The 9,858-nt window shown below is 63.6% G+C and carries 6 protein-coding genes; 4 read left to right on the forward strand and 2 right to left on the reverse strand.

From position 1 onward, the window contains the following. Positions 1–1,235 precede the first annotated feature (1,235 nt). Positions 1,236–1,448, reverse strand: a complete 213-nt coding sequence (locus WAW17_RS07900) for a helix-turn-helix transcriptional regulator (protein ID WP_422332435.1) — start codon at positions 1,446–1,448, stop codon at positions 1,236–1,238. 193 nt (positions 1,449–1,641) lie between these two features. On the opposite strand from WAW17_RS07900, the gene WAW17_RS07905 reads away from it, so the two are divergent. The 4 genes from WAW17_RS07905 to WAW17_RS07920 all read left to right on the forward strand — a co-directional run bounded on the left by WAW17_RS07905 (position 1,642) and on the right by WAW17_RS07920 (position 5,946). Continuing rightward, on the forward strand, positions 1,642–2,319 hold the full coding sequence (locus WAW17_RS07905) for an AAA family ATPase (protein ID WP_422332436.1): 678 nt from the start codon (positions 1,642–1,644) through the stop codon (positions 2,317–2,319). A 71-nt stretch (positions 2,320–2,390) separates the two neighbouring features. After that, the gene (locus WAW17_RS07910; protein WP_422332437.1) at positions 2,391–3,317 is read left to right on the forward strand and encodes a ParB/RepB/Spo0J family partition protein; all 927 of its coding nucleotides are present in this window, start codon (positions 2,391–2,393) and stop codon (positions 3,315–3,317) included. Positions 3,318–3,385: 68 nt separating this feature from the next. Further along, positions 3,386–5,152 (forward strand): hypothetical protein, encoded by a 1,767-nt coding sequence (locus WAW17_RS07915; RefSeq protein ID WP_422332438.1) that lies wholly within the window; start codon positions 3,386–3,388, stop codon positions 5,150–5,152. After that, positions 5,149–5,946 (forward strand): hypothetical protein, encoded by a 798-nt coding sequence (locus tag WAW17_RS07920; RefSeq protein WP_422332439.1) that lies wholly within the window; start codon positions 5,149–5,151, stop codon positions 5,944–5,946. Before WAW17_RS07915 ends, WAW17_RS07920 begins: the two co-directional genes overlap by 4 nt. Positions 5,947–6,291: 345 nt before the next feature. Here WAW17_RS07920 and WAW17_RS07925 read toward each other — a convergent pair. Continuing rightward, a partial coding sequence (locus WAW17_RS07925; protein WP_422332440.1) for an FtsK/SpoIIIE domain-containing protein occupies positions 6,292–9,858 on the reverse strand: 3,567 nt, incomplete at its 5' end.

Here is a 9,858-nt window from a genome sequence, read left to right on the forward strand (position 1 = left end):
AAGGGTTGTCTTGCGAGGACAAGCCCTCGATACCGGGAGTTCCGCTGTCCCACACGCACCGACACGCCCTTTACTCACGTGTGTCCCATTTGACCCAACAGTCACACGCCTAACTGCGCGGCATTGCGGTTAACGGTCGCGAATTCCGATCTGGGCGACGCGTGCGTCCCTGCCGAGACCATGGCCTATGGGTACCGGTTGGTTGCGGCCTGGTACGCGGACGCTACTGCGGTTAACGATTGTCGCCGCCTGGAGTACGGACAGCTTTTGGCCGTCCCGGGCCGGGCCCTCAGTGATTGGAGTTGGATCGTCGGTGGATTCGGTGACCGGGTCGGCATTAACCCGGTTAACGATGAAGCGGGGATCAAGCGTGGGCGGTCGCAGACGTCTCACACGGAGAGGGGTGGTGCCCGGCGCGACAGGCTCCCAGACGGCTGCGGACCGGGCGGTGGTTGGCGGCTCCGTTTCGCTAGTCCGAACCCGGCGCGTTAACCCGGTTAACGATTCTCGCCAAAGAGCCGGCCGTGGCGGCACTCGAGGGTGGCTGGACCAAATCCCTGAAATCGGAAGTGTCCATAGCCGGGCTCGGCGCTAAAGCATTGGAAGCGCGGGTTGTCTGTGTAGCGCGAGAGCGAGGTCATCCGTTTGGGGATTGCGGGGCGAGTCGTGACGCGCGGAGCGTTAACCCGGTTAACGGTCACGTCGGGCCGCCCCTGGGGCCCCGGCCTCTCCGGTCGAAGCGTTAAACCCGGTTAACGGTAGGGCGGACTGAACGTTTAGGTGAGTTCAGACATCCGGTGCGGGAGGGGCGCAGGGCCCGGCAATAGAGGGGGAGTGCGGCTTGAGCGAAAGACCTTCAGCGAAAGACGCCGACGACGGTGGCGTTCTCCGTTCCGCGCCTGCGCAGTCCCGGGGCGACCGGTCACGGTTGCCGGTTTGGTGTCGGCGGCAGTCCGGTGGGCTGAGTGTTTCGATTCAACGACGCTCGCTCCGGCGCCTTCCCGTGTCTTCGGGTCGTTTAGGGCTCGTGGGGAGGAGTGCGTCTGCCGGGTTCGAGTCGGGCTGAAGCATCTTTTCGGTGAGTGGCCGCGTTTTGGGGGAGAGGAGCGCTGGGGTTGGGCGGTAAAGTTTCTTCCTGTCAGGGCTGAGGGCTCGGTGTTGTGTGGGTCTGTTGTTGGTGGGGATCGTGGCGAACGCTCGGAGTGACGCGTCACTGTGACGTTTCTAGATGGTGGTTATGGGTCGGCCGAATTCGTTGATTCTGGACGGGTTTTGGCCGTTCGGCGATCGTTGATCCATTGCTCGATTGTCTCTTCGAGCCATCCTCTGTGGGTTCCAACGGTGGCGTCTGGGTGGGGGAGAAGGCCTTTGCGGGCGTACCCCTTGATCGTGTTGATGGTGAGGTTCGACTTGGCGGCGACGTCGCGAAGAGAGAGGTAGTGGATCACCTCTCGATCATAGAAGTGCGGAGGGGCTTGCGAAGTAGACCCGATCGGGTCTACGGTGTGTGTACACGCGGGACAGAAAGCAGGGCGCAGTAGCCCGAAATTGTGTACCGTGTGATCAGCTGCGGATCGCGACGACTCGCAGGCCCGGAAGTAACCCCAGCAACGGGGCGAATCAAACGGAGGAAATGCATCTATGACTGTTCATGTGCTGCTCAATCAAAAAGGTGGCGTTGGTAAGTCCACTCTCACAGTCAATCTCGCGGCCGTGACCGCGCAAGCTACACAGCGAATCGGCGACGAAAACCAATCCGTCCTCGCGGTCTCCGTGGACCCGCAGGGTTCGGCGTCATGGTGGTCCGCCCAGGTTGAGGACCTCCCATTCATGATCGCCCAGGAAGACGACCCCGCGGCGCTCCGCGGTCTGGCGCAGATCCCCGGGGTATCACACATCTACGTCGACACCCCGGGCTGGATCGGATCCGGGAAGAACGACCCCCAGACCCAGGAACTTCTTGGAACGCTGATGGATTCGGCTGACCTGGTGGTCATCCCGATGACAACCGAGGCTTTGACGTTCGATCCGACTGCCCGCACGATCGAGCAGATCGCCAAGCCCAGCGGAAAGCCCTACGTTGTCGTTATCAACGCGTGGGATCCCCGCGACGGCCTCCGCGATCTCGAGCAGACACAGGAACTGGCTGATAGCGCCGGATGGCCGTTGGCCAAGACCGTGATTCGCCGCTACAAGCTCCATACTCGCGCAGCAGCCGAAGGGCGAGTGGTGACGAGCTACGGCGGCAATCGCATTGCGCTCGAAGCGAAGAGCGACTTTCAGAACCTCGCTCTCGAGCTCGCCACTGGGGCGTGGTGACGATGACCAAGCGCAGGACCGGTGCGGTCAACCTTGCTGAACTGACTGGCGCTATAGGCTTGAATTCCCCTGTGGACGGCGCGAAAGTCGCTGCTGTTTCGGACCGCTATGTCGAATCTGTTGCTGCCGATGGTGTTCCGGCTGCGGCTTCGGCTTCGGCTGCGGCTGCTGTGGCCGTGGTCGAGCTGGGGGCTGAGGGTGTGTTTCTGCCGAACGTGGCAGTCGAGAAGCTCGCACCGAATCCTCACAACCCGCGAGATCGAATAGGGAACCTGGAGGACCTGTCGACCATTGTCGATCAGCAGCTCCAGCCGGGTACCGCGGTCACCCGAGGGGCGTGGTTGAGGGTCTATCCCGACGATGTGATCGAGATCGGCGAGGCGGAGTATGTGGTGGTCAACGGGTGCCGTCGTCTCGCTGCCGCACGTCACTACGGAAGGCCCGGTCTGGACGTCGTGATTCGCGACAGTCTGGCGGAGAGCCGGGCGACGGTCGTCACGGCCGCGGTTCTCGAGAACCTCGCGCGCGAGGACCTTGACGTACTCGAGGAGGCGAAAGCGGTTGAACTGCTGGTGCAGTCGCTTCCGTCGGCTGCCGCGGCGGCACGGATGCTCGGACGCACCGGTGCATGGGTGTCTCAGCGACGCGCTCTGCTGAACCTGAGTCCTGAACTGCAGGAAGCCCTGCGGGCGGGGGAGTTGGGTGTTCGAGAAGCCCGCTCCCTGGCCCGGGTTCCGCGTGAGGAGCAGGTCGAGGCCTGGATCGCGGAGTTGGACCGGCAGGAGAATCCAAAGCCTGATCCGGAGCCCGCACCGGAGCCTGAGCCCTCGGTGAAGGACGAAGAGTCCGAACAGAACGCGCCTGATCCGGTAGACAAGATCGTGCGGGCGCTCAAGGGTACGAAGGCGGATCCAGAGACTGCGGTCGCGGCGCTCGAGGAGTTCTTCGATCCGGCAGACCTGATCCGTGTCGGGGCGATGCTCGGTAGCAGCAAGTAGGTGTCGTCCGGTGGCTGCTGAGTGAATTCGTTCGCTTGGCAGCCACTGTCGTACAGGAAGGAAGACGAGTGACTGACACCGAAGGTCAGATGTCGTTGTTCGAAGACGACGCCGAGTTAGCTTGTGCTGGTCCTGACGATGTTTCCACGACAACACCTGAGACCCCCATAGCTGCGGTCTTGCCTGATCAGAAGCTCCACGGACACGACAGCGACCCCAGCGATCTCGTGTCGAATGCTGTGGAGCCTCAAACGTCGGCAGTGGCACTCCCGCGTGCGAGTACAGGTGCCGACAACCACGCGATCATCGTCACTGCCGAAGGCAGCTTCGCCCCCTCCGGCAGCTCGCTGACCGGTCCCGTCGACTCGATTACCAAGCTCGGCCGATTGATCGATTGGGCCTCGGCGAAGTCGATGCTCACGCCCCGTGGAGGATCCGCACAGATCTGGATTCTCGGACTCGACGCCTGTGAACAGCTCGGCTGGGTCATCGACATCGACAGCCTCGAAGGGGAATCGAACGAGGACGAGCGCCAAGCCGCGATTGAACTCCTCGACACCGTCATCAATGACACCCTCCACTCGATGATCCAAGAGGGCTGGGAGATTCGAGGGAAGGCCGGTCACCGAATCCACCTGTTGCGCACCGACGGAACCACCCGGCGAATGGTCGACATCGTCCTTGAGCCCTACGCCTGGACGACATCGTCGAAGGACCAGAAGCTCGGCATCCTCGGCGACGAAAGCGTCGGCACAGTGCTGCCCGACGAAGACATGGCCGCCGCGCAGGAACTTGGCCGCCGCATCGCATTCTGCGTCGAACACCTCGGGGTGCTGCCGGCGAACACCGCTGCCCGCACCGGCGCCGCGATCGTCGATCAGATCGCCAAGGACCGCAAGAAGGCAAAGCGCGGCGCAGTCGCCACCACCGCAGGACCGGTCCCTCCACTCGAAGGCCAACTCTTCGGTGACATCGAACCCGAAATCGACTGGGTGCGCCGCCCGGAACGCGAGGAACTCGACGGAGTCTCAAAGCTTGTCACGATCGACCAGAGGGCTTCCTACCTGGCCAGCGCAGGCATGCTGAACTTCGGTCTGGGCGAGCCGAGGCGCGCCCCCGACGCGGATACGCCGGCGCGCTCGGATCGCCGCCCGTTTGGGCTGTGGCGAGTCATACTGCCCGCCGGTAACCGTCTTGCGCTGCCTACGGGACTTCCGCTGCCTCATCCTCATATGGACCCGGATCGGGACGTTCAAACCTGGGTGACCACCATCGGTCTTAATTGCCTGACCGCGCCGATCGAGGATGGCGGCGCCGGGCTCGACGTCGATGACCTCGGCATCGACGAGGCCTGGCTGTGGCCGGAACAGGCCCGCATGCTCGAAGCGTGGGCCAAGCGGCTCCGTGAAGCCAGGGCAGTGGCCGTAGACGCCGACGACGCAGCGATGAAGACCTTCATCGGAAGCATCTACAAGGATTACGTCGGACGCATGAAGAAGCCCGAGATGTGGCAGTCCGAATGGGTTCGCCACCACCACCAGCCGGTGTGGCGGGCATCGATCCAGGCGATGAGCCGCTGGCGCGGCCGCCGCGCCGCCATGCGTATTGCGGCCGAGACCGGTCGGTGGCCCATCCGCAGTCTCGTCGACTCGTGGGTGTACGTCCTCGCCGACGGGGAGGAGATCGCCGACGAATCACCGAACCTCGGGAAGATGGCACTGGAGAAGATCGCCCCACTCACCCCAGAGACGATCGACGCCCTTGCAGCAGCTGAGAACCGGGGCGACATCCGGGCAGTGCTGACCAGCATCTACAACAAAGTCGGTCAGGAATGAGCCGTCAGCACCGACCCCGTCGCAAGCCCGCCGACGAGTCGGGCGACAAGGTCCGTATCCCGACGTCGAACGTATCCGTCAGCGCGGCTGCCGCGTCCGCGCTGGGCAACGCGGCCAGCAAAGCACGCACCCGCGCCGTAAACCAGCTGACCCAGACGATCGACATCCGCGAGGTCCGGGCCGAACTCGGCAACGAAGGCCTGCGGCAGGCCGCGATCGACGCCGGCCGTCGGCCGCCGTCCGATCGCACACTGCGCCGGTGGGGACAACAGGGGCGCATTCCGCACGCAGACGTCGCCGAACTTGCCCAACGACGGGCCGCAGTGGAGCGCATGGGCGGCGTGAAGGCCGTGGCGGAGGCGACCGGCCGCACGGTGTCGTCGATATACAAGTGGCAGCGCGGCGAAACCCAGAACCTCACCGGCAGCGCAAAGTGGAAGTTACTCGATGCCCGCACCCAGGACGCACTCAAGCGTGCCGGCGCGCTCGACAGCAAGGGCCAACTCAAGACAGCGGTCGTCACGCTGACCGCGTCGGTCGAGATTCGGTACGACAGCGAACGCGGCTACGACTACCGGGACAAGAAAGTGTTCCGATTCGACGAGAGCACCGCGCCGCTGAGCCACGAGGACACCTACACACTCGCTCGGGCGATAGCCATCGGCGACAACGCCACCGCCGTCGCTCTGATCGAGGAACACGCCTCACTGAACTACGCCGCGTTCGATGTCTTCAGCGATGCCCATGGATTCCACATCGACCAGGTGCACGACCTCCACATCCGTTGGGTGTGAGAAGTCCACTGCGGCATCCGGTCTGATGTCGAAATTCGTCACCCAAGCGCATCTGCGAAGAAGCCGTTTTGGTGGTTGCCAGCCTCTCAGGTGGGCAAGGAAGGTTGCGGCGAGGTTCTGTGTGGGTGGAGCTGGCTTGCGTGCTTACAGCGGCGTTCCGGCTGGTTCGGTTGCTGTTGCCACATGATCGGTTACGTGTACGACTGAGTGACCCGGTGGAAGCGGCGCTCGACGTTGCACCTGATGTGCGGGCGGCGGTTTGTGTTCACCGATCCGTAGACCGTGAACGAGGGCGGTGCCCCAACTCCAAGAATGAGTTGGGGCGCCGCCACTGTGCCTTGTTGGTCAGGATCCCTGTGTGGGTGCCTCGAACGGCGGGTGCCACGCGGTCTGCAGGACCGGATGGTGGCCGGTACTCGGCGAGTACAGCTGGGCAAGGCCCGGGCGTCGGCGAGCGAACATGATCTTTCCGCCCTGCGAGTTGTAGGACCCGGCGATGGGCTCGGTCGAGGTCCCTGACAGCAGCAGAATGTCCGAGTTCGCTGCGGTGAGGGTCTTGTAGAGCTTCGACCCGTTCCGGCGGGACATGTACTGGTTCGCGTGCTCGGTCGCGAACACGTGCAGGCCCAGGCTCATACCGAGATCGCGCTGCTGTTCGATCGCCTCGTTGAGTGGATCGGTCGCGGCAGCTTCGTACGACCCAGTCGCAGTCAACGTGGTGGCCGGGTCGATGATCACGAAGATCTTCGGGCCGGTGTACCAGCTACCGGCGCTGATCTGTTCCGGAGTGACGGTGTCAGGGTCCGGCTGGCGTGAGGCGATGATCGACGCGACGGCCTTCGCCGCTGTCTCGATCCGACCCGGCTGGTTCTGGTAGCTGCCGAGCATGCCGAGATGGTCGAGGACCTTGGATTCGTTGATCATCGTGTATCCGGAATCGAACAGGTAGATCTGTGCCTCGTCGGGCCGGTACTGCTGAATGATGCTGCGCAGCAAAGACCGGACCACCGTTGTCTTGCCGGACTGGGGGTCGCCGACAACGAGCAGGTGCGGCACGGAGCGAGGATCATCGGCAGGCAGCATCACCAGGCTCAGATCGTCCGCGGCGGCACCGAGTGGCAGCGCTCGAGGTGTGGTGTCGGTGCGGGTGGACTGGTAGATCGGCCAGATCACTTCGCCCCACGGAAGCACTTCGGGCACAGTGACGATCTGTGGTGCACGGATCTCGAGGCGTTGGCCCTCGGGTCCCTGCACCACATACTGAGCTGCCAACTGCTCGCCGAGCGCGCGGATCCCGTCGGCGTAATCGGCGGTCGGGTCGTACTCGGCCGGCGCCGCACCGGGGATCGGCTCGATCTCGTCGAGCTGCGGCACGTACACCCGTGCGTGCATTCCGGTGGTCGGTTCGAGGGCGCGACCGGGCTGTGTGGCGGGAACCGTCTTGTACTTGTCGCGGATCTCCCGATCCAGGATTGTGGTGAACTGCGCCGGATCCGATGTCGAATGCAGAATCCATAGCCCGAATTCGTTGTAGAAGTGGATCTTTCCCGATTCCATCTCACCGGAGATCATCAGGTGGATGCCGCGGGAGCCACCAGCCTTGGCGATCTCGGTCAATGTGTTCATGCGCCGCTCGGTGATTTGCTGCTGTGCGCCTTCCTGACGGGTATTGAGGAACTCGTTGACGCCGTCGATGACCAGGAACATCTCCCCGTACTGGTCGCCGGGTACCGGGTCTGTGGCCTTTGATTCGGCGTAGGCGGCGTAGTTCGAGACTCGGCGTCGCTCGAACTCGTCGACGCGGACGGCGACGATCCGCTTGAACTCGGCGATGATTCGGTCGATCTTCTCGTCGTCGGTGCTGGACGCGCGGGCGCCGACGTTGGGGTAGTGCTCGACCTCGCGGAGTTTGGAGCCGAAATCGATCAGATAGAACTGCACCTGCGTCGGGGCATACGTCTGCGCGGCCGAGGCGATGATGGTCTGCAGAGTGGTCGATTTGCCGGTGCCGCGGGCTCCGATGACACGGATATGCGCGCCGTCCCTTTCAGGTCGGATCGTGTACGGGATACGGCGGTGGTTGTGTGGATCGTCGAGGTCCCCGATCCTGATACGCAGTCCACGGGTATCGGCAGTGGGCAACTCGGCGCCGTGGAAGCTGATCGGCGAGGAAAGTGTGGGTTGCCACAGCATCCGCGGCTGGATGTTCTGAAAGCGAGCCAGCGTGTCGAACAATGCTTGACGAGTCTCGGCGAACTGGTCGGTGTTCGTGATGACCGGTTCGGCGACGAGGACACCGTCGGAGTCGGTGACTGGTGAAGAGTTGCTGATCGAGGTGAACGGCACCAATGCGGTCTCGGTAGAGGTGGTTTCGTCGAGGCCGGCGCCGGAGACACCGATGTCGGCGACCGGCGCTTCGGCTGGAATGTACGGTGCGCCGACCTCGAAGCCCTGGATCAGGACGATTCCTTCGTCGCGTCCGCGGCGTCGTAGGTACGCGTGTCCTTGTCCCTCTTTGAGGTTGACGGCTGCGTCGGTGCCGATTACGAATCGTGAGGCTACGGGGCTCTTGACGGCGAGACTGATACCGAAGTTGAGGTTGTTCTGGATGTCGCCGACGACCGTGGAGTCGATGTACTGAGAGCCCAGTTTCAGGTGGACACCGAGGGACCGGCCGACCTTCGTGATCGAGGAGAACAGTTTGAGGAAGTCGCGGTTCTCGGTGATGAACTCACCGAATTCGTCGATGATGACGAACAGTTCCGGCAGCGCCGGCAGGCCCGGTTCCTTCTCACGCTGCTTGTTGTAGGCGAGGATGTCGGGGACCTTGTGCTGGTCGAAGATCTCCTGTCGCTTGTTGAGCTCCCCGCGGATCACGGTTTCGGCGCGGAGGAGCACGTCCTGGTCCTTCGCCAAGTTGGTGATGTTGGCGAGCACGTGCGGAAGGTTCTCGTACCCCATGAACGTCGAGCCGCCCTTGAAGTCCATGAGGATGAACACAACCTGCTCAGGGGAGTAACGAGTCGCGAGGGAGAGCACCATCGGCTGCAGCAGGTAGGACTTGCCGGTACCGGTGGTGCCCTGCATCGACCCGTGCGGGCCGGACCCGCCCAGGGACGTCTCGGACAGACTCAGCTCAGCCAGCTGACCGGTCGGCAGCAGCGTCGTTTCGTCGATCAGATCACCTACGGGGATCACACGTTCGAGGTCGCCCTCTGTGCGTGACCAGAACTGGTAAGCGTCGAACGTCTCGAGGTTGTCGATGCCGAGTGCCTTGAGGTATGGGGTGCGTCCCTTCGATTTCGGGCTCTCGTCCAGGCCAGGGAGAGAGATGTCCCGGCCGCTGCGGTAGCCGCCCATCGTGCGCGCGAAGGTGTCGAACTCGGCGACACTCATGGCATCGGCGGTGATCAGTGCAGGTTCGACGGCCGTGGAGATCTTCCCGTCCTCGTCGATGATCAGGGCAGCGTCGTCGGCGGCGGGCAGTTCGTTGGATCCGGCTCGGACAACGAGCAGGGTGATGCCGTCGATGCCTCGGACACCGAACGCCTCCGGGAGCCGGACCTGTGCGGCGGGCAGGTCGATGAACACGACCATATGCGGGTAGGGGCGTTCGGCACCGTCGTTCGGGACGCTGTCGTTGCCGTGGAACTCCGGTCGTTGCTTGACGGAGTCGGGCAGGTCGTCGGCGAAGTCCGCGAGGGTCCGGTAGATCCGGCGGGCTGGGCCGTCGGCGGTCATCCGAGTGGGGTCGTTGGCGTGGGGCAGCCATTTGAACGCCCCCCACTGGTCGCCGTCGGGGTCTGCGGTGATCAACGTCAACTCGAGCTCGTCGGGGGAGTGGTTGAATGCCAGCGACGCGATCATCGCCCGTACCAGCGGCAGTGCTCGTTCGTCGGCGCCGACGAACGA

Origin of the sequence: Rhodococcus sp. (in: high G+C Gram-positive bacteria) (genome assembly GCF_049286785.1) — a bacterium.
Taxonomy (GTDB): Bacteria; Actinomycetota; Actinomycetes; order Mycobacteriales; family Mycobacteriaceae; genus Rhodococcus_F.

Bases quoted from the DNA above. Each gene is read 5' to 3' on its own strand.
- WAW17_RS07920 (WP_422332439.1), top strand. From the start codon at position 5,149: ATGAGCCGTCAGCACCGACCCCGTCGCAAGCCCGCCGACGAGTCGGGC.
- WAW17_RS07905 (WP_422332436.1), top strand. From the start codon at position 1,642: ATGACTGTTCATGTGCTGCTCAATCAAAAAGGTGGCGTTGGTAAGTCC.